Below are 18,168 nucleotides of genomic sequence, written 5' to 3'. Positions count from 1 at the left end.
CGCTCACTTGCCCTCGAGCAGCGCATCGACCAGCTCGACTACATGAGCGAGGGCCCGGTCGAGCAAAAGCGGCTCCATGGTCAGCGGTGGCGCGATCCGTACCCGGGTGCCGCCGGCGCCGGTGAGGAGCAGTAGACCGCAGCAGAGTGCGCGGTCAACGAGCTCGACCGCGTACTTGTCCGGCATGGCGAAGCTCAGTACCGGTCCGACGCGGAACACCGGAGAGGCACCGGGACGGTCGGCGAGGCGGCCCGCGGCGACGTCGAGCTGGGCGGCGATCCTGGCGACCGGCTCGGTCTGCGGAACCCGATCCAGGTAGCGGGCCACCGCCCAGGCGGCGTACATGCCGAGCGCACTGGTCTGAAAGGTGTGCATGAGCGCGTGGCGGCCGGGGAAGGTCTCCTCGAACCTGCGGTCATAGAAGATCACCGAGAGCGGGAAAAGCCCGTTCGTCATCGACTTGCCGAAGAGCAGGATGTCCGGGTGCAGCGACAGGGCCATCGACGGGCTGAGCGATCCGTGTCGATAGAAGCCTGCCTGGATCTCGTCGGCGATCACCGTCACGCCGGCCTGGGCAGCGGATGTGGCGCACTCGCGCAGCCAGTCGACATCCAGAGGCACGTAACCGTTCGCACCCTGCACCGGCTCGTAAAGGAAAGCGGAGATCCCGCGCCAGTCCGTCGGCACCTCACCCGGCCTGATCGTCAGGATTCGTGCCTCGAGGTCGCTGACAAAATCGGTGTGCTGCAGGACGCCCGGCCGGGACTCGGACATCGCGACGGTGTCGACACCGAGGCCGTGGTATCCACCGCGGACCACCACCACGGTTCCGGGCCGGCGATGCTGCGCCAACGCGATCGCCGTGGAGACCGCGAAGCTGCCGCCGATCTGGTAGAGCGCGCGGTGCTCCGGGAGGTCCAGGCGATCACGCAACCATTGCGCGAACAGCTCGCCCTCGGCCGGCTGAAAGTACGGTGCGAGGTCGGCGCGGGCAGCGCCGAACGGGTCGATCTCCGGGTTGCGGTGTCCGAAGTTGACAGCGCCGTAAGTGCTCACGCAGTCGAGGATCCGGCGTTCCGCACCGCTCGGATCGGTCAACGTCAACCACGCATTGTCCGCGTCGGTGAGCGTCCATTGTTTCGCGAAGAGAGGAGTTTCGCTGAGCGCCGAAGGAAAGGGCGGCATGCCGTGACCTCGAGTCAGACGGTCGGGGGATCCGTCGCTACGAGTACACACGTTACAGCGATGGGTGATCGGTTGCTATAGGGCAGAGCTCCGTTGTGGACTTCCGATCGCGCCCACCTCCTGCCGCTCCGGTACCCCGGTGAACCGTCGGCATGCGGCTCACCTCCCGGCGCCGCTGACGGGCCGACCAGAGCCTGCGAGTGGGTCAGGGGTCGGCTGATTTATGGACCACGAACGGGGTCCCAGTGACGGTTTGATGAGGGTTTGGGCCACTCGAGGACGGGCATCTTCGAATGTGCAGATCAATATCGACGAGCCGGATGCGACCGAACAGTTCTGGGCCGGGATGCGGGAGGCGGCCGCCGCAGCGGCACGCCACCGGGACAACAGCCTGTATGAGGCCATCGTCAAGATCGGCAAGTCGGCTCTTGCTCAGGGCGTCGCGCTGGTGCCGTCTGGCGGCCTCTTCCTCTGGTGTCCGGTCTGTAGTGCCCAGAGCGGCCAACAGTGCATCAACACGCCTCGCCACCCGTTGGGCGAGAGCAGGCTCCACCCGGAGCGAACGGAATTGGCGGAGAAGGCGATGAGCGGAGAGGTTCCGCTTCCCAAGCCCTTCGATTGAAGGACGGGGGCGGCAGGGCTTTTCGCCGGCCGCCCCGTCACCTACCGCAACGCCGCCCGAGCGCAACGCCCGATGCTCAGCCCCTGGAACCGCTCGCGCCGTCGCTGTCCGCAGTGGTGGTGTGAGGTCGGGCCGGCGGCACATGTTCCACCAGCTTGGTGAGCGCGCCGTTGGCGAAGGTCGCGCCGAGCGCCGACCCGGCCCCGATGGTCCAGCCCACCGGCCCGAGCGGGGTGCAGCCGAAGAACTGGCTCACCCCCGGGGTCTGCACCACCACGACCAGGACGCCCAGTGACGCCACCGTGGAGGCCAGCACGGTCGGGCTGGTGCCGCCGGCCAGGATGGTCTGCCCGAGTTGGGTGCCGACCAGGGAGACCAGGGCGACGGTGCCGGCCCGCTGGCGGCGTCCGGTGTAGCGGGCCAACGTCCAGCCTGCGGTGGCGCCCAGCGTGGTGGCTGCCGCCCGCAGGCCGATCTCCCTGGTCAGGCTCTCGCCGAGTGCCGTGTCCGGACCCTCCTTGAGTAGCGCGTCGGTCCGGTCCGACGCGGGTGGCCGGACCGCGATGGCCAGCGCCGGCGCCAGGTCGGTGAGCAGGTTGACCAGCAGGAGTTGTCGTCCGGTGAGCGCGGAACGGCCGGTCGCGGCAGCGGTGAGCACACTGAACGCGATCTCGCCGAGGTTGCCGCCGACCAGGATGCTGAGCGCGTGCCGCACCGACGACCACATGGCCCGCCCTTCGATCAGGGTGGCGATGATGGTTTCCAGCCGGTCGTCGGTGACCACCAGGTCGGCTGCGGCGCGGGCGGCCGGGGTGCCCCGTTGGCCCAGGGCGATGCCGACGTCGGCCAGCCGGATCGCCGGGGCGTCGTTGGCGCCGTCACCGGTCATCGCCACGGTCCGTCCGCACTTCTGCAACGCCTGGATGATCCGCACCTTGTGCGCAGGGGTGCAGCGGGCCACCACGTCGGTGTTGGCCAACCGTTCGGCGAGCGCGTCGTCGTCCAGCTGGTCGAGTTCAGCGGCGGTCACCACCCGCTGCTCGTCGTGTTCACTGATGGTGGCGGCGATCGCCTCGGCGGTGGCCGGGTGATCACCAGTGATCATGATGGTGTGCACGCCGGCCTGCCGGATCCGGCGTACCGCCGGGGCTGCGCTCTCCCGGACGCCGTCCGCCAGGGCCAGGAAGCCCACGAAGGTCAGCCCTCGGACGTCGGAGTCGGTCACCTTCGGGTCGTTCACCGGGCACTCCGCGACGGCCAGGATCCGGTTTCCCGCACCAGCCCGGTCGGCGAGCATCCGCTCCAGCTCCGCGCGGCCGGCGTCGTCCAGTGGCTCCTGACGACCGTCCATGCGTCTGGACGAACAGCGCGGCAGCACCGTCTCCGGAGCACCCTTGACGCTCAACAACAGGTGACCATCGGTCTGTCCGATGCTCGCGTGGTAGCCGCGGGACGGCTCGAACGGCAGCCCTCCGGCGGCCCGCCACCCGGCGGCGCCAGTCTGCTCCACCACCCCGGCCTCCCCGGCGCCCCGACGGACCGCCCGGTCGGTCTGCAACGCCAACTCCTCCGGGTTCTTCGCGGCCGGGGTGGCCCGCAGCGCCGCGGCCAGCGTCATCCGGAGGCGGTCGTCCAACCGGTCCAGCGGGGCGTACCGGTCGCCGACGCTGTCGCCGACCCCGGCCAGCAGCAACTGGCCCTCGGTGAGGGTGCCGGTCTTGTCGAAGCAGAGCACGTCCACCCGGCCCAGCGCCTCGATGGTGCGCGGGTTGCGGACCAGCGCGCCGTGCTCGGCCAGCCGCCGGGCCGCGGCCAGCTGCGCCGCGCTGACCAGAAACGGCAGCCCCTCCGGCACCGACGCCACGGCGAGGTTCGCGGCGGTCGCCGCCGTTTCGGCCAGGGGTACGCCTCGAAGCAGGCCCGCGCCGGCCACCGCCACCGCGGAACCGGCCGCCAACGGGATGGCGGCGCTGGTCAACGCGCCCAGCCGAGCCTCCACCCCACTGGTGGGGGGTGCCTGGCGCACCAACGCCAGGCTGCGCCCAGCCTCGGTGTCGTTGCCGGTCGCCACCACCACGGCGGTGCCGTGCCCGGCGGCGACTGTGGTGCCCTCGTAGAGCATCGAGTGTCGGTCGGCGATGGCGGCGGCGACCACCGGTCGGTTGGACTTGGCGACCGGCAGCGACTCGCCGGTCAGCGACGACTCGTCGGCCTCCAGTCCCACCGACTCGAGCACCCGGCAGTCGGCGGGCACCGAGTCGCCCGGTTCGAGGGCGATGACGTCCCCGAGGACGAGGTCTTCGGCGGCGAGAACCTGCTCGGCACCGTCCCGACGGACCCGGGCGGTCACCGCCGACCGCGACAGCAGCTCCGCCAGCGACCTCTCCGTGTTGCGCTCGTGCACCGCGCCGATCAGGGCGGACCCACCGACCACGCTGCCCACCAGCGCGGCGTCGACCAGTGAGCCGAACGACGCGGAGAGCACCGCCCCGGCGGCCAGCACCGGCGTGAGCGGGTTGGACAACTCGTCCACGAAGGCACGCAGCAGCCCACCACTTCCGGGGGCGCCGCCGCCGTTGTCACCGGAACCATGGCTTCGGCGCTGCGCCTCGGCGCTGGTCAGGCCGTCCGGGGTGGAGCGCAGGTGGTCGAGCACGGTGCCGGCCGGCATCAGGTGCCAGGCGGTTGCCACGGGCGCCGGGGTGTCCGACTGGTCGTGCAGCCGGCGGGCCTGCCAGACGCCGTTGGCGAAGGCCAGCCCGGCCGCGCCGTTGACAGCGACGAGCGCCCGGTGCGGCAGTTGGGTCGGTGGGGCCGTGAAAGCGCCGAGCGCCCCGAGACCGGTGCCGGCCATGGCCAGCCGGATGTTCTGCTGAGCCGTGCGCCGCGCCACCCCGGTCGCCTCGATCACCAGCGCCACCACCCGCAGGTCGGCACCGACCAGCAGGTGCGCACCCCACGGCGGCAGCTCCTCCGGTGCGGCGAACCCGAGACCGCAGTCGGACGCGCCGAGTGCCTTGCGGTCCGCGGAAACCAGCATCACCACAGCGCCGTCGCGCTGCAACGCGCGTACCGACTCGGCCAACTGGTCCCCGCCGGGGAGTATCGCGTCGGCGAAGCCGTACCGCTGCTCGTCCCCGCCGGCGACGAGCAGCCGCAGGCCGGCATGTCGGGCGGCGGAGGGCAGGCCGTCGACGCCGGGCGCGGGTTCCGGCTCGACCCGCAACAGGGCGGCGAGCCGGTCGCCGTGGACGAGCCCGAGGAGTTGGCCGCCGGCGGAGCGCAGCCGGGCCGCGTCCGGGATGTCGTCGAGGTCGTTCGCGGGCATCCGGTCCAGCGGCCCGAGCCGCCAGCCGTCTGCCGTGCGGGAAGCGGACGGGTCGTCCGGGTCGAACAACGCGAAGGCCCGCTCGGCCACCTGGTCGACGTCCGCGTCGGGGGCCGGCGCGAGATCGGCCAGGACGCCCCGGTCCGAGCCGAGCACGGCGGCGTCGAGCACGAGGGTGTCGATCCGGTCCAGTTCGCGCAGCACACTCCGGTCCATCGCGATCACACCACGCCGGGCCAGCATCCGGCCAAGCTGAGCCGCGTACCCCTCACGACCGCTGCCCGGCGCCTTCGGCAGTGCGGACAGTCCCAGCGCGGTGGCCCGCTTCGGCCCGGCGAACGGCACCGCCGCCGCACCTGCGGCCGCACCGGCGGCGAGCATGCGGTTGATGTACCGCTCGACCGGGCCGTCCGGCTTCGGCCGCGGACGTTCGATCACCGGCCAGCGGGCGGTGGCCCGTTCGGCGTCGCCGGTCAGCCGTGGTTCGGCCTTCTCCCAGGCGGAGAGCTGGGCCCGGTCCTCACCCCACTGCACGACCCGTTGGGCGCCGTCCAGGACGATGCCCGTCCAACGGCCGGTCAAGCCCTGCACCACCGCCTCGGCCAGCGGAAACAGGATGTCGGCGCGCGGGTCGGAGCGCAGCCGTCTGCCGAGGAACCCGTGCAGCTTCGGCTGAAGATCCACTGCGGAGAGCAGGCCGGCCACCTCACCGGGCAGCGGCGCGAACGGCAGGATCCGGGTGGCCGCCGAGATGGTCAGGCCCAGTGCGTCCGAGGCGAGCGCGCCGAGGGTGCGCGGAGTGCGCGGCCCTTCCTCCGGTGGGTGCGGGGGTGGGATCTCCGGGTCGGGTTCATGGTCGCAGGTCCGCTCGACGCGGTCGATGGTGGCGATCAGGTCCCGCAACGTCGGCTCGGGGGTCTGAACGGCGACCACCACCCGGCCGGAGGGTGCGTTGACCCGGGCCCAGGCCACCCCGGGCATCTTCTCCAGCGCGCCCTCCACCTGACGGGCCAGCCGGTTGCCACCGTCCTGGCAGACACCGTGCACCTCGATGTGGTGCCGGCCCGGCCGGGACCAGACCCGACGCCGCGTCAGCCCGGCCGTCCGGGCCAGCCGGACCGCGGCCGAACTGACCGACCGGGACGCCTCGCCGACCAGGTGCGGCACGCCGAAGGACGGCAGGATGCGGCCGGCAGCGCGACCCGCCGCCGTCATCGAGGCGTACGGCTGGACGGGCGCCGGCCCGGCTCCCTGTTGCCGCTCGTCCTGACCTTGGTCATGTCGCCCTCCCACCGCACTCACGTCCGGCGGCCTGGCTTCCCGACCTGCCATCCGTTATGCCCCCTGAGTGGCGGAATTTTCCGCCGTCGCTGGCGCATGGACGGGATGGGCCGTGGAACCCGACGACCATCACCGGACATGGGAGGCCGGCATGAGCACGCTGACGCGACATCTCAACGGTTCACGCGAGAACGTCACGATGTACAACCGGCGGGTGCAACTGCCGATGCTGGGTGAGGTGGCGGTGCCGCCACCGGACAAGGTCGTCTACTACGCCGGGCTCGGAGTGCTCGCCGCGCTACAGGTCATCGAGTGGCCGATAGCTGTGGTGATCACCGCTGGTCACGTGCTGGCAGACCAGCATTTTTCCGGACTGGCGCGCGGTCTCGGAGAGGCGCTGCAGGACGCCTGACGAGAGCCAGTTCACCGGACGGTTGACATGAATCAGGGTTGAAGTCGCATGCTCGGTCGATGTCGAGCACAGCCGTCACCGCCACACCCGCCACACCCGCCGCACCGGGACTCTTCGCACCCCGACTGCGCGCGATGACGGTGGGCAGCGTCGCGCTGATCTCACTCCTCGCGTTCGAAGCGTTGGCGGTCGGCACGGCGATGCCCACCGTCGCGCGCAGCCTGGACGGGCTGGCGCTCTACGGGATCGCGTTCGGCGGCCCGTTCGCCACCGGTGTGCTGGCCATGGTGGTCTCCGGCATCTGGTGCGACGCGCGGGGGCCCAGGGGGCCGATGTGGCACGGCGTCGCCTGGTTCGTGGTCGGGTTGCTGATCGCCGGGACCGCCCCCGTGATGAGCGCGCTGGTCGTCGGGCGGGTCGTGCAGGGTTTTGGCTCCGGGCTGCTTTCGGTGGCGCTGTACGTGATCGTCGGGCAGGCGTACCCGCCGGACCTGCACCGGCGGATCTTCGCGGCGTTCGCGGCGGCGTGGGTCGTACCGTCGCTGGTCGGGCCGGCGGTTGCCGGCCTGATCGTGCAGCACCTGGGCTGGCGGTGGGTCTTCCTGGCGGTGCCGGCGGTGGCGGTGCCGGCGGGGCTGCTGATTCATCCCGGCCTTCGGTCGCTGGGCCGGATTGCGGCGACGAGCCCGCCGGCGGGTGCGGCGGCACGGATCGGTTGGGCGTGCGGGGCCGCGGTGAGTGCCGCACTGCTGCACATCGGGGGACAGCAGCGCGGCGCCACGGCTTTGGTTCTTGTCGCGTCCGCCGTGGTCGGCCTGCTGGTCTGTGCCCCGCGCCTGTTGCCGGCCGGGTTCCTTCGGGCCGCACGGGGGCTGCCCACCGTCGTGGGGCTGCGTGGCCTGGCGTCGGCGGCCTTCGTCGGCAGCGAGGTGGTGATCCCGTTGATGCTCTCCCGGGAACGGGGTCTCTCGCCGACCGCGGCCGGGCTGGTCCTCACGGTCGGCGCGCTGGCCTGGTCGGCGGGCTCCTGGTTGCAGGGCCGAATCCCGGTGCCGGCGTCGCGGGCCAGTCTGCCGCGAGCCGGGTTGAGCTGCATCACCGTCGGCACCGCGACTGTGGCGCTGGCCGTCCGGCCCGAGCTGCCGGTGGCCGTCGCCGTGCTCGGTTGGGCGATCGCCGGCCTGGGCATGGGGTTGCTCTACCCGCCGTTGTCGGTGCTCACCCTGGAGTTGTCCGCGCCGGGTGAGCAGGGCCGCAACAGCTCGTCGCTGCAACTGAGCGACTCCCTCTTCGCGGCGACCGTGCTCGCGCTGACCGGGGCCGTGTTGGCAGCAGGAAATGCGCCGGGCCCGGCCAACTACACGACGACGCTCGTGGTCACCGCGGGGCTGGCGCTGCTCGGGGCGCTGCTGGCCGGCCGGGTCGTGGTGGGCGGGGGTGTGCGACCGGCCGGGTGATCAGCGGATTCGGCAGCGTCCCACCTGCTCGTACCGGAAAGATGGCGGGCGATGAACCTCCTGACCATTCTGCCGCTCGCCGTGGTCATGGTCGCCGGGACGCAGTTGGTGGTGGCGGTCTTCCTCGCCTCGTCGGATCGGCCCCGGGCTGCGTCGCTGGGCTTCCTCGCGGGCGCGGGGCTGGTGGTCGCCGCCGGGGTGACTGTGGCCTGGCTGGTGGCCAAACTGGTGGGTGGAGTGGCCGCCGACGCCAGCGCCGTCGCCGGGAGGGTCGATCGCGGCCCCGCCATCGACCTCGTCGTGCTGGCCCTGCTGGTGTGCCTGGCCGTGCTGATCTGGGTCCGCCGGGGCCGCTCCGGACCGCCGCGCTGGCTGGGCAGCATCGAGCATGCCGGTCCGCCGCAGACGTTGCGGCTGGGTGCGCTGCTCTTCGTGGCGACGCCGACCGACGACCTGACCATGGCCACCGTCGGGGCGAGCGTGGCCCGACACGATCTGCCGTGGTGGCACCTGGTGCCGTTCGTGCTGCTCACCGTGCTCCTGCTCGCGCTGCCTCTGCTGGCGTTGCTGCTGTTGGGGAGCAGGGCCTCGCGGGTGCTGACCCGGATGAGGGAATGGGCCGAGGGGCACGCCTGGATCGTCAACGAGATCGTGATCGCGTTCTTCGCGCTGCTCACCGCGTTGGACCTGATTCGATCGGGATGAGTGGCCGCCCGCCGTCACGGGTTGCCGCAATGTCTCGTCAACGCCAGGTAAGGGCCGCACGGGTTTGCAGGAGGACGAGATGAAGGTTCTGGTCACCGGGGCGTCCGGCAATCTGGGCCGTGCCGTGCTGGGCCGGTTGCGCGACGACGGGATCAGCGTCCGGGCCACCAGCCGCCGGCCGCCCGCCGGCTCGGACGTGGAGTGGGTGGCGACCGACCTGGCCACCGGGGACGGGCTGACCGAGGCGGTGACCGGGGTGGACGCCGTGCTGCACCTGGCGTCCGCGCCGCGGGGTCGGCAGACCTACCAGGTGGACGTGTTGGGCACCCGCCGACTGGTGGTGGCCGCCGGCACGGCCGGTGTGCGGCACATCGTCTACATCTCGATCGTCGGGGTTGATCGGGTGCCGATCCCGTACTACCGCCACAAGCTCGCCGCCGAACAGGTGATCGCGGCCGGTCCGGTGCCGTGGTCGGTGCTGCGGGCCACCCAGTTTCCCCAGTTCCTGGACGAGATGCTGACCGCCTGCGGGCGGCTGGGCCCGGTGATCGGGGACCGGGCGGTGCTCGCCCAACCGGTCGACCCGGGCGAGGTGGCGGCGCGGCTGGCGGCCCGACTGGTCGCCGGCCCGTTGGGCGGCGTCGAGGAGCTGGGTGGGCCCCAGGTGCTCCGTTTCGACGAGGCCGCCAGGGCGTGGCGGTCGGCCCGAGGCTCGCGCCGACCGCTGCTGCCGGTGCGGATTCCCGGCCGGCTCGGTCGCGAGCTGCGGGCCGGTGGTCTGGCCACCGAGGCGCTGCCCCGGGGCGTGCGTACCTGGGCCGACCATCTGGCCGACACGTACGGGGGAACCGGCCGGAAATGAGAGCAACAACGGTTCATGTTCGTCTTACCGTGACGCCATGTTCGCTGTCGTCACCACTGTGATCCTCTACGTCTTCGGCTTCGTCTTCCTCTACGGCGTGATCCGGCTGGGTGTCCGGCACGCGTTCGAGGATCTGGAGCTGCAACGGGCCAAGGCCCAGCGCGAGGAGGAGGTGGCGGCTGCCCGCGACCGCTCCTTCATGCGCGACAACGCGTTCCTCGCCGGCAGTTGAGCGCCGGATCGATCCGGCCCAGGCCGGTGGCGTCGCCGGGGGGCCGGGGAGCCGCTGGGCGGTTCAGCGTCGCGGATGCGAGGATCGCACCCGTGATGGGAACGCTGAAGACCGAACCGGCCCGCGCCCGCCTGGATCTGCTCGCCCCGCCGGTCGCGGAGGCCATCGCGCAGTGGCCGGCCGACGCGCCGGTGGACGTCAACGACGTGCTGGTCGCGCCGATCGACGCCGACCTCGCCGACACCGCGGCGTTCTGCGCGGCGTACGAGGTGGGGTTGGACGTGTCGGCCAACTGTGTCGTGGTGGCGGGCAAGCGCGAGGGAGTGGTGCGCTACGCGGCGTGCATCGTCCTGGCCACCACGCGGGCCGACGTGAACGGGGTGGCCCGCCGGACGCTGGACGTCCGCAAGGCGAGCTTCGCCCCGATGGACGACGCTGTCGAGTTGACCGGCATGGAGTACGGCGGCATCACCCCGATCGGGCTGCCGGCGCAGTGGCCGATCCTGGTGGACTCGCGAGTCATCGCCACACCGCACGTGATCGTCGGGTCCGGCGTACGGCACAGCAAGATAGCGCTGCCGGGGCCGGCGTTGGGCGCGCTGCCGGGAGCTCAGGTGGTGGAAGGGCTGGCCAGGCCGGCCTGACCAGGCATCGGCATCGATGTTGTTGCACGTGAAACATCGTGATCATCGATGCCGGACGCCCGGCCCCCCGGTGACTCAGTGTGAGTGCGCTGCGGACTCGCGCTGCTCGACCTCGGCGAACGCGGCGAGCAACGTCTGCACCTCCTGCGCGCCGGAGACCGCGTACTTCCCGGCCAGCACGAAGGTCGGCACGCTGGTGATGCCCAGGTCCCGTGCGGTGGCCAGCGCGGCGGCGACGTCGGCGACGCGCTCGTCGGAGTCGAGGAACCGGCGCGCGTCGGCCGCGTCCAGGCCGATCTCGCCGGCCAGGGCGGCCAGCGCCTCCCGCGAGCCGACGTCGACAGCGTTGTTGAAGTGCGCCTGGTAGAGCGCCTCCACCATCTCGGCCGCCCGGCCCTGGTCGGTCGCCCACGAGACGAGGCGGTGCGCGTCGAAGGTGTTGGCGATCACCGCGCGGTCGTAGTCGAGCCGCAGCCCGTCGGCCGCCGCGACCTGGGTCACGTGGTCGACCATCTGCCGGGCGCGCTCCGGGCCGCCGAACTTCCCGGCCAGCGCCTGCACCAGCGGCAGGGGCTGCGGCACCGGCGACGGGTCGAGCTGGAACGGCCGGTAACGGACCGTCACCTCGCCCTCGTAGCTGGCGAGGGCCTCATCCAGGCGGCGCTTGCCGATGTAGCACCACGGGCAGATGACGTCCGCGTAGATCTCGATCTCCATGCTCGGTGGCAACCCCTAGGTCAGCCGAGTTGTTCCCGGATCTGCCGCTTGAGGCGGCCCAGGATCGCCGTGCCGCCACGGACTCGCAGTGGGCTGATCGCCTGGGCCAGCCCCATCCGCTGATAGAGGTCGTCCGGCACGGCCAGCACCTGCTCGGCGCTCGCCCCCGCCAGCCCCACGGCGAGGATCCCGGCGAACGCCCGGGTGGTGGGCGCTTCCGGAGGGCAGTCGAAAAGCGTCTCCACCGTGCCCTCCGCGGTCACCTTCGCCCGCAGGAAGAACGCCGTCTGACACTCGGGCACCTGCTCCATGCCCTCGCGCTCCGCGGCGCCCTCCGGCAGTGCTGGGATGACGTCCGCGTACTCCAGGAGCATCTCCAGCACCAGGTCGCGCGGCGCGGCGGCGAACTCGTCGACGATCTCGGCCAGTCGGGCCGGCATGTCAGCCATGCGTCGAGGCTACCGCCGTCATGCCGGGGCCCCGTTCACACCGTCGGTGACTGCTCGCTGATCTCGCTGAGCGCGCTGGTGGGGTCGAGCTGCATGGCCAGGTCGCCGAGCGAGACGATCCCCACCAGCTTGCGGTCACTGTCACAGACCAGCACCCGTCGGATGCCCCGATCCCGCATGAGCGCCGCCGCCTCACCCGCCGTGCAGTGCTGCTCGATCATGACGACCTCGCGGGTGACGATCGAGCCGATGGTGGTGGCCGCGGGGGAGCTGTTCTCCGCCACTGCCCGCACCACGATGTCCCGGTCGGTGAGCATGCCGGCGAGGCTGGCGCCGTCGGTGACCACCACATCACCGATGTCGGCCTCCTTCATCACCCTGGCCGCCTCGTCCAGGGTGGTCTCCACCGGCAGGTACACGACCTGCTTGGTCATCACGTCGCTGACCCGGTAACCGGTCATGAGAGCCTCCGAAGACGTATCCACCCGATCCGACTGCACTACCCCGTGACGCCGTCGCTACACCAGGTTCGCATGTTCCCGCCGCACCTCGTCGACGAGTCGATCCACCGGACCGGCCAGCGGCGGCCGACCACGACGGCCCGGGGATGCCGATCAGCTCGGCGTCGGTGAACTTGACCCGGCCGAGACGTGCGGCACCTCCGCGTCGGCCGGATCCTCGCGCAGGGTCCGCTGCAACAGGGTCGACATGCGTAGGAGCATCCGCGCAGCCTGCGGCCGGTACGGCAGGATGAGCGATCCATTTCGATCCGAACCGGACCCGACGCCGGCAACCATCGACGCCGTTGCTCGCGTCTGCAAGGACACCAAGCCCTCGTACCTCGACCTGAAGGATTGGCCCGTGTGGACCCTCTGCTGAGTGAGTTCGACTCGTTCGTCCGTGCCCGCACCCCGGCGTTACTGCGCTCGGCCTACCTGCTCACCGGCGACCAGCACCTGGCCGAGGACCTCGTCCAGTCGGCCCTGGCCCGGACCCACCGCTCCTGGAACCGCCTGCACCACAGCGGCAACGCCGAGGCGTACACCCGCAAGACCATGTACCACCTACAGGTGTCCTGGTGGCGACGGCGCCGGGTACCCGAGTCGATGCCGGGCGATCTGCCCGAGCCACGCGGAGGCGACTCGGCCCCGGACCACGCCCACCAGACCAGTCTGCGGCTCACCCTGCGGGCGGCACTGGCGAAGCTCTCCCCGAAGCAACGTGCCGTGCTGGTGCTGCGGTTCTTCGAGGACCGCACCGAGGCTGAGGCGGCGGACCTGCTCGGCGTCACGATCGGCACCGTGAAGAGCCAGACGGCCAAATCACTGGCCAGGCTGCGCGCCGTCGCGCCCGAACTCGCCGAGCTGTACGTCCTGGAAGGGAGTACCCAATGAACGACCAGCGCCTCCGGCTCGACCTGACCGCCCTGGCCGACGAGGTCACCTCCGTCGACCTGCGGGACCGGACCCTGCGTACGTCCCGTCGGCTCGGTATCCAACGGGCGGTTGCCACGTCGGCCGCCGCGCTGGTGCTGATCGCCGCAGCGGCCGGCACCGCCTTCGCCATCCGGCCGGACCAGTCCCCACCCCCGCTGCCGGCTGACACCCCGTCGGTCACCGCGTCGCCGTCGCCGACTCCGACGCCCACCCCGACGCCGTCCGGCAGCGCCGGCGACACGCCCGGCGCCCCGCCCAGCGGCGGGTCCAGCACGAGCACCCCATCCGTGCAGTTCGGCAAGCTCTTCTACGGCCCCGCGAGCGTCGCCCAGGTAAAGATCGCGAACCTGCGGTCCTGGCGTCCGGGTGACAGTTCGGTGCGTTTGCTGGCTCTGCCCGACATCGCGTTCAGGGGCAACTTAAGCGTCTCGTCGGACGGCCACCGGGTGGCTTGGGTGGACGACAACGCCGACCTCGTCGTCGCCGACGTTGACGGCTCGGACAAGCAGAAGATCCGCTCGAGTGTCGATCCGTATTGCGTCGGCGCGGCTTGGTCGCCGGACCGGCGGCAGTTGCTGTTCCGCGAGTTGGCGGAACGGGGCGGACCCGGTCGGCACGGCATGTTGGACATGCGCTCGACGGAAAAGGCCGTGCGCTGGTGGACCAGTGAACTTGAACCTTGTAACGCCGTCTGGTCGGCGGACGGTCAGACCATCGCCATGACGATCGACTACGGGGTCACGCTCTACGGTGCGGACGGCACGAAGAAGCGAGTCGTCCCCGGCTTCTCCCGGGACGGATGGCAAACCGACGACGTCGTCAGTCTCGCCCCGGATGGCTCGCTGGTCGCGCTGCTGCGGCACAAGCCGGATGGGGATGCCGGCGACGTGGCTCGCGATCTGCGGGTCAACGTGGTGTTGGACACCCGTACGGGCAAGCAGGTCTCGTTGCCGTTGGGCGGGCGCACCCTGCACCAGGTGTACTTCCAGTCGGACGGTTCGATGGTCGTGCGGGTCAAGACCAGTAACGGGTACGCGGTGCTGCTGGTGGACGAGGACGGCAGGAAGATCTCCGAGACAGCCGAGCCGGCGAGCCTGAAGGACATGCAGATCCTGGCCGTCGTCGACTGACCGATCAGCGCGGAAAAGGGCGGGTCACCCTCAGGTGGCCCGCCCTTTCTGCGTCTGCGCACCGCCGGAAAGTCGGTGTTGATCACGGTCGGTGAACTGCGGAAAAGGTTGCCGGTGCGAGTGGATCCGACTGTCCGGTAGTAGCGCGCCGCGACGGCAACTAGCCACGGCCAGGCGCTCGTCTTGGGTGGTGTCAGGCACGGTAAGCCTCCACAAAGGACAACGACGATGAACCTCGGCCCGTTCACCCACACCACCCGTCCCGCCTCGGCCCGCCGTTCCGGCGCGCTCGCCGGTACCGCCGCACTGCTGCTTCTGGCGTTCGGCGCTGCGGCCTGCGGCACCGCCGACCCGAAGACCACGCCCGCTCCGACCGAAACCGCCGCCGCCACCGCCGTTCCCGCGACCGGTGACACCCCGGCCGCCGGCACGGGCGGCTCCGTGCCGGATGCGGCCTCGGCCGTCGCGCCGGCCCGCCCGGCGGTCGGCTCGACGCAGTGGCCGCAGCTCACCTGGTACACCGCTGAGGAGCACGGCCAGAAGCAGAACGATCCGGCCCGGATCTGGCGGCGTACCCCCGGTGGGAGCTGGCAGTTGGTGCGTTCGGGCCGCCCCGAGAACAGCAAGAACCTCAATGGCCCGCTCGCCGTCTCGCCGGACGGCCGACGGGCAGCCTGGATGGAAGCCTCTGCCCGCCGACTGGTGATCAGCGAGTTCGACGGCACGAAGCGGCACGTCATCCCAACCCAGGGTCAGCAGACGTGCGCGCCGAGCTGGCTCGACTCCGGGCGGGTGCTGTACGGCCTGGGGCCGGAGAAGGAGCTAACGCTCATCGCGGTCAACGCCGACGGGACCGGGCAGAAGGTGCTCGCCACCCACCACCCGAAGTGCCCGACGGTGTCCGGTGGATGGATCGCCCAGGTCGGCGCGCAGACCGTGGCGATCGCTGACGAGCGAGGCGTCCGACGTGCGATCAGCCCGCGCCTCCCCGCCGGCCTCGTCATCGGCGGAGTGGCGGCGATCTCCGGCAACGGCCGGACGCTGGTGATCAGCGCCCACACGACCAGCCCCGGGGGATGTGCCTGCAGCGAGCGGTTCCGCAACTACCGGATCGACGCGGTCAGCGGGGCCGTCACCGAGCTGGCGCCGCTGGACCCGGCGTGGAAGCAGCCGACCGGGCACGGCGAAGCCATCGACGGGGTCGTCCTGGCCGACGGCGGTCTGGTGGTGCAAGTCAACGCGGCGACGCCGGCGGACGGCGCGCCGGCGTACCGGCTGGTCCGTTACGCCGCCAGCGGTCGGGTGCTGGCCACCGCGTCGGTGCCCGCCGGCCAGCCGTGGGGTGGTCTGCTGGGCTGAGCTCCCGGTGCAGCGTCACCGGGTATGAGGGACCGGCCACTCACGGGGGTGGCCGGTCCGCCCGTCGTCGTCCGCGCAATGACCTCCGACACGTAGTGGATTCGGGGCGGTGCCGGGCGTTGCTGCGGTGACAGACTGGTCGCCGCAGGCAACGGGTGGCGTGAGGAGGCGCGGGTGCGCTGGGGCAGTTTTGTCGCGGTCGGGGACAGCTTCACCGAGGGTATGGACGACGCGTACCCGGACGGCACTTTCCGAGGCTGGGCGGACCTGGTGGCGACCCGGCTCGCCGCCGACGCGGGGCCCGACTTCCGGTACGCGAACCTGGCCATCCGGGGCCGGCTCTTCCCCAGCGTGGTCGCCGAGCAGGTGCCCTCCGCCGTGGCGATGAAGCCGGACCTGATCAGTTTCGCGGCCGGTGGCAACGACGTGCTGCGGCGCACCTTCGACCCGGACACGCTGGTCGCCCGCTTCGACGAGGTGGTCCGGCAACTGCGTTCGGGTGGCGCGGACGTGCTCCTCTTCCGGTTCGCTGACGTGATGGCCCGACTGCCCGGCCAACGCCTCGTCGCCCCCCGGGTGCAGCTGCTCAATCAGGCGGTCGGTGAGACCGCCGAGCGGCACGGCGCCATCATGGTCGACCTGTACGCCGACGACACGTTCCTCAACCCCATGCTCTGGAGCACCGACCGGCTGCACCTCTCCCCGGCCGGGCACCGCCGGGTCGCCGGGCAGGTGCTGAACGCCCTCGGGGTTGGTTGCGACGAGGAGTGGCTGATGGTTCCGCCGCACCCGGCGCCGTCACCATGGTTGGCCGCCCGCGCTTCCGACCTGCGGTGGGCCGGTCAGTACCTCGCCCCCTGGGTGAAGCGGCGGCTGACCGGTCGGTCGTCCGGCGACACTGTGACGGCGAAGCGCCCGCAACTCGGCCCGCTCGTCGACTGATCATGCTCACAGTGCACACGGCGGCCCTGCTGCGCCGTGACCCGGACGGCGAGCCGTTGCCCGACCACGCCGTGCTGGTCAGTGGCGACCGGATCGAGGCCGTCGGCCCACTGGCCGAGCTGAGTTCGGCGTACGCCAACGCCCGGGTTCGCCGCTGGCCCGGCTCGCTGGGGCCGGGTCTGCTGCACGACAGGCCGCTGCCGCCCGCCCCGACCCCGCGTGAGCGGGTGCACGCGCTGCTGCGTACCGGGGTGACGGCGGTGCTGGCGGAGCACCTGACCGACCCTGCCCTGCGGGCCGCAGCCGAGCGTGGCGACCTGCTGGTGCTGGCCACCGCCGTGGCGCCGACGCTGCGTCCGGGCGGGCGGGCCGACCTCGCGGTGCACGGCCTCGACGGCACCTGCCTGGTGACAGTCGTCGCTGGTCGGATAGCCCACCGACGCGCCTGAACGGCGTACCTTGGGGATCATGTCTGTGCCGAACGATCCCGATCCCCGCCTCCAGTCGTACGCGGACCCGCAGCGGCTGGTCACCACCGAGTGGCTGGCCGAGCATCTGGGCGATGAGGGCCTCGTCGTCGTCGAGTCCGACGAGGACGTGCTGCTCTACGAATCCGGTCACATTCCCGGTGCGGTCAAGGTCGACTGGCACCTGGACCTGAACGATCAGGTGACCCGGGACTACCTGGACGCCAAGAGCTTCGCCGAGATGTGTGCCGCGAAGGGCATCGGCCGGGGCGACACCGTCGTCTTCTACGGCGACAACTTCAACTGGTGGGCCGCGTACGCCCTCTGGGTCTTCTCGCTCTTCGGTCACGCCGATGTGCGACTGCTCGACGGCGGCCGGCAGAAGTGGATCGCCGAGGGGCGCGAGGTGACCCGCGACAAGACGGCTCGCCCGCGCGCCGACTATCCGGTGCCGTTGCGTGACGACGCCCCGCTGCGGGCCTTCCGGGAGCAGGTCATGGCGCACGTCGCGTCCGGCCGGCCACTCGTCGACGTCCGGTCGCCGGGCGAGTACACGGGCGAGATGCTGCACATGCCGGACTACCCGCAGGAGGGCGCGCTGCGCGGTGGGCACATCCCGGGCGCGGTCAGCAAGCCGTGGAAGTCCGCCGCCAACGAGGACGGCACGTTCAAGTCGGCCGACGAGCTGAAGGTGATCTACGCCGACCAGCTCGGGCTGAGCCCGGACGACGACGTGATCGCGTACTGCCGGATCGGCGAGCGGTCCAGCCACACCTGGTTCGTGCTGCGGCACCTGTTGGGCTACCCGCAGGTGCGCAACTACGACGGCTCGTGGACCGAGTGGGGCAACCTGGTCCGGGCACCAGTGGTCAAGGGTGACCAGCCCGGTGGCCTGACCGCCTGACCGGTTCGTCGTGTGATCGACTCGGGTTCCCTGATG

At 71.5% G+C, this 18,168-nt stretch carries 18 protein-coding genes; 13 read left to right on the top strand and 5 right to left on the bottom strand.

Annotation, left to right across the window (positions count from 1 at the left end; genetic code table 11):
- Positions 1 to 3: 3 nt before the first annotated feature.
- Positions 4 to 1,185, bottom strand: a complete 1,182-nt coding sequence (locus ACGF3C_RS04480; protein WP_393218670.1) for an aminotransferase class III-fold pyridoxal phosphate-dependent enzyme — start codon at positions 1,183 to 1,185, stop codon at positions 4 to 6.
- 295 nt (positions 1,186 to 1,480) lie between these two features.
- On the opposite strand from ACGF3C_RS04480, the gene ACGF3C_RS04475 reads away from it, so the two are divergent.
- Complete coding sequence (locus ACGF3C_RS04475) at positions 1,481 to 1,807, top strand: hypothetical protein (RefSeq protein WP_393218667.1); 327 nt, start codon at positions 1,481 to 1,483, stop codon at positions 1,805 to 1,807.
- A 76-nt stretch (positions 1,808 to 1,883) separates the two neighbouring features.
- On the opposite strand, the gene ACGF3C_RS04470 is transcribed toward ACGF3C_RS04475, so the two are convergent.
- Entirely contained in the window at positions 1,884 to 6,350 is a 4,467-nt protein-coding gene (locus ACGF3C_RS04470) for an HAD-IC family P-type ATPase (RefSeq protein ID WP_393219088.1), read from the bottom strand.
- 217 nt (positions 6,351 to 6,567) lie between these two features.
- Between ACGF3C_RS04470 and ACGF3C_RS04465 the strand changes: the two genes are divergently transcribed.
- The 6 genes from ACGF3C_RS04465 to ACGF3C_RS04440 all read left to right on the top strand — a co-directional run bounded on the left by ACGF3C_RS04465 (position 6,568) and on the right by ACGF3C_RS04440 (position 10,728).
- A complete protein-coding gene (locus tag ACGF3C_RS04465; protein WP_357227333.1) occupies positions 6,568 to 6,828 on the top strand; it encodes a hypothetical protein in 261 nt (86 codons plus the stop codon).
- 59 nt (positions 6,829 to 6,887) lie between these two features.
- Positions 6,888 to 8,285 (top strand): MFS transporter, encoded by a 1,398-nt coding sequence (locus tag ACGF3C_RS04460; protein ID WP_393218663.1) that lies wholly within the window; start codon positions 6,888 to 6,890, stop codon positions 8,283 to 8,285.
- 51 nt (positions 8,286 to 8,336) lie between these two features.
- Complete coding sequence (locus tag ACGF3C_RS04455; protein WP_357227327.1) at positions 8,337 to 8,990, top strand: GAP family protein; 654 nt, start codon at positions 8,337 to 8,339, stop codon at positions 8,988 to 8,990.
- A gap of 79 nt (positions 8,991 to 9,069) precedes the next feature.
- Positions 9,070 to 9,852 (top strand): SDR family oxidoreductase, encoded by a 783-nt coding sequence (locus ACGF3C_RS04450; protein ID WP_393218659.1) that lies wholly within the window; start codon positions 9,070 to 9,072, stop codon positions 9,850 to 9,852.
- Between the two features lie 37 nt (positions 9,853 to 9,889).
- Entirely contained in the window at positions 9,890 to 10,084 is a 195-nt protein-coding gene (locus tag ACGF3C_RS04445) for a hypothetical protein (RefSeq protein WP_357227320.1), read from the top strand.
- A gap of 95 nt (positions 10,085 to 10,179) precedes the next feature.
- Complete coding sequence (locus ACGF3C_RS04440; protein WP_357227317.1) at positions 10,180 to 10,728, top strand: YbaK/EbsC family protein; 549 nt, start codon at positions 10,180 to 10,182, stop codon at positions 10,726 to 10,728.
- 75 nt (positions 10,729 to 10,803) lie between these two features.
- Here ACGF3C_RS04440 and ACGF3C_RS04435 read toward each other — a convergent pair whose 3' ends face one another.
- The 3 genes from ACGF3C_RS04435 to ACGF3C_RS04425 are packed head-to-tail and all read right to left on the bottom strand — an operon-like array spanning position 10,804 to position 12,355.
- Complete coding sequence (locus ACGF3C_RS04435) at positions 10,804 to 11,445, bottom strand: DsbA family oxidoreductase (protein WP_357227314.1); 642 nt, start codon at positions 11,443 to 11,445, stop codon at positions 10,804 to 10,806.
- A 20-nt stretch (positions 11,446 to 11,465) separates the two neighbouring features.
- The gene (locus tag ACGF3C_RS04430; RefSeq protein ID WP_393218655.1) at positions 11,466 to 11,894 is read right to left on the bottom strand and encodes a SufE family protein; all 429 of its coding nucleotides are present in this window, start codon (positions 11,892 to 11,894) and stop codon (positions 11,466 to 11,468) included.
- 35 nt (positions 11,895 to 11,929) lie between these two features.
- The gene (locus tag ACGF3C_RS04425; protein WP_354945799.1) at positions 11,930 to 12,355 is read right to left on the bottom strand and encodes a CBS domain-containing protein; all 426 of its coding nucleotides are present in this window, start codon (positions 12,353 to 12,355) and stop codon (positions 11,930 to 11,932) included.
- 402 nt (positions 12,356 to 12,757) lie between these two features.
- Between ACGF3C_RS04425 and ACGF3C_RS04420 the strand changes: the two genes are divergently transcribed.
- The 6 genes from ACGF3C_RS04420 to ACGF3C_RS04395 all read left to right on the top strand — a co-directional run bounded on the left by ACGF3C_RS04420 (position 12,758) and on the right by ACGF3C_RS04395 (position 18,132).
- Positions 12,758 to 13,288, top strand: a complete 531-nt coding sequence (locus tag ACGF3C_RS04420) for a SigE family RNA polymerase sigma factor (RefSeq protein WP_357194714.1) — start codon at positions 12,758 to 12,760, stop codon at positions 13,286 to 13,288.
- Positions 13,285 to 14,460 (top strand): TolB family protein, encoded by a 1,176-nt coding sequence (locus ACGF3C_RS04415; RefSeq protein ID WP_393218650.1) that lies wholly within the window; start codon positions 13,285 to 13,287, stop codon positions 14,458 to 14,460. Before ACGF3C_RS04420 ends, ACGF3C_RS04415 begins: the two co-directional genes overlap by 4 nt.
- A gap of 228 nt (positions 14,461 to 14,688) precedes the next feature.
- A complete protein-coding gene (locus ACGF3C_RS04410; protein WP_393218647.1) occupies positions 14,689 to 15,819 on the top strand; it encodes a hypothetical protein in 1,131 nt (376 codons plus the stop codon).
- 174 nt (positions 15,820 to 15,993) lie between these two features.
- A complete protein-coding gene (locus tag ACGF3C_RS04405) occupies positions 15,994 to 16,761 on the top strand; it encodes an SGNH/GDSL hydrolase family protein (protein WP_357194723.1) in 768 nt (255 codons plus the stop codon).
- 2 nt (positions 16,762 to 16,763) lie between these two features.
- Positions 16,764 to 17,210, top strand: a complete 447-nt coding sequence (locus ACGF3C_RS04400) for a hypothetical protein (RefSeq protein WP_357234187.1) — start codon at positions 16,764 to 16,766, stop codon at positions 17,208 to 17,210.
- Between the two features lie 19 nt (positions 17,211 to 17,229).
- Positions 17,230 to 18,132: a sulfurtransferase gene (locus ACGF3C_RS04395; protein WP_393218642.1), complete on the top strand. Its 903-nt coding sequence runs from the start codon at positions 17,230 to 17,232 to the stop codon at positions 18,130 to 18,132.
- Positions 18,133 to 18,168 lie beyond the last annotated feature (36 nt).

The sequence above is a fragment of the Micromonospora sp. NPDC047762 genome, assembly GCF_043204655.1.
Taxonomy (GTDB): Bacteria; Actinomycetota; Actinomycetes; order Mycobacteriales; family Micromonosporaceae; genus Micromonospora.
This window is presented reverse-complemented; position numbering and strand designations above follow the sequence as displayed.

What these genes read in the sequence shown, in the direction of transcription:
- ACGF3C_RS04480 (WP_393218670.1), bottom strand. Translation starts at nt 1,185, where the DNA reads ATGCCGCCCTTTCCTTCGGCGCTCAGCGAAACTCCTCTCTTCGCGAAA.
- ACGF3C_RS04470 (WP_393219088.1), bottom strand. Translation starts at nt 6,350, where the DNA reads ATGACGGCGGCGGGTCGCGCTGCCGGCCGCATCCTGCCGTCCTTCGGC.
- ACGF3C_RS04465 (WP_357227333.1), top strand. Translation starts at nt 6,568, where the DNA reads ATGAGCACGCTGACGCGACATCTCAACGGTTCACGCGAGAACGTCACG.
- ACGF3C_RS04460 (WP_393218663.1), top strand. Translation starts at nt 6,888, where the DNA reads ATGTCGAGCACAGCCGTCACCGCCACACCCGCCACACCCGCCGCACCG.
- ACGF3C_RS04455 (WP_357227327.1), top strand. Translation starts at nt 8,337, where the DNA reads ATGAACCTCCTGACCATTCTGCCGCTCGCCGTGGTCATGGTCGCCGGG.
- ACGF3C_RS04450 (WP_393218659.1), top strand. Translation starts at nt 9,070, where the DNA reads ATGAAGGTTCTGGTCACCGGGGCGTCCGGCAATCTGGGCCGTGCCGTG.
- ACGF3C_RS04445 (WP_357227320.1), top strand. Translation starts at nt 9,890, where the DNA reads ATGTTCGCTGTCGTCACCACTGTGATCCTCTACGTCTTCGGCTTCGTC.
- ACGF3C_RS04440 (WP_357227317.1), top strand. Translation starts at nt 10,180, where the DNA reads ATGGGAACGCTGAAGACCGAACCGGCCCGCGCCCGCCTGGATCTGCTC.
- ACGF3C_RS04435 (WP_357227314.1), bottom strand. Translation starts at nt 11,445, where the DNA reads ATGGAGATCGAGATCTACGCGGACGTCATCTGCCCGTGGTGCTACATC.
- ACGF3C_RS04430 (WP_393218655.1), bottom strand. Translation starts at nt 11,894, where the DNA reads ATGGCTGACATGCCGGCCCGACTGGCCGAGATCGTCGACGAGTTCGCC.
- ACGF3C_RS04425 (WP_354945799.1), bottom strand. Translation starts at nt 12,355, where the DNA reads ATGACCGGTTACCGGGTCAGCGACGTGATGACCAAGCAGGTCGTGTAC.
- ACGF3C_RS04415 (WP_393218650.1), top strand. Translation starts at nt 13,285, where the DNA reads ATGAACGACCAGCGCCTCCGGCTCGACCTGACCGCCCTGGCCGACGAG.
- ACGF3C_RS04410 (WP_393218647.1), top strand. Translation starts at nt 14,689, where the DNA reads ATGAACCTCGGCCCGTTCACCCACACCACCCGTCCCGCCTCGGCCCGC.
- ACGF3C_RS04400 (WP_357234187.1), top strand. Translation starts at nt 16,764, where the DNA reads ATGCTCACAGTGCACACGGCGGCCCTGCTGCGCCGTGACCCGGACGGC.
- ACGF3C_RS04395 (WP_393218642.1), top strand. Translation starts at nt 17,230, where the DNA reads ATGTCTGTGCCGAACGATCCCGATCCCCGCCTCCAGTCGTACGCGGAC.